Origin of the sequence: Alteribacillus sp. YIM 98480 (assembly GCF_009765375.1) — a bacterium.
Taxonomy (GTDB): domain Bacteria; phylum Bacillota; class Bacilli; order Bacillales; family Marinococcaceae; genus Alteribacillus.
Genome location: NZ_VTOK01000019.1, coordinates 1 through 332, shown reverse-complemented (window position 1 = coordinate 332; position 332 = coordinate 1). Strand labels below are relative to the sequence as shown.

The window sequence follows — 332 nt, the reverse complement described above, 5'->3', positions numbered from 1 at the left end:
GTGATCGGTGGTCCACCAGCCGTTCCTTATTGTTCCGTACAAAAGCTGCCATATAATACCGACGAGTTTTCTGTGGCTGGAGCTTTGTTAGGGGAACCTTTAAAAGTGGTACAAGCGAAAACAGTGGACTTGCAAGTTCCAGCCGATGCAGAAATTGTGATTGAAGGGTATATACCTACCGATTCTCTGGAGCCAGAAGGTCCTTTTGGGGAATCCCATGGACATGTTAATCTTCAAGAGTTTAATCCCTATATGAACGTCACGGCTATTACTCGAAAAAAAGACGCTCATTTTGTATCCATTATCAGTCAAGTGACTCCAAGTGAAAGTAG

Annotated in this window: 1 protein-coding gene; it reads left to right on the top strand. The window is 43.7% G+C overall.

The genetic code is table 11. The annotated features are described in order from the left end of the window. The coding region (locus FZF09_RS22690; protein ID WP_199256828.1) for a UbiD family decarboxylase at positions 1 to 332 on the top strand (332 nt) is incomplete at both ends.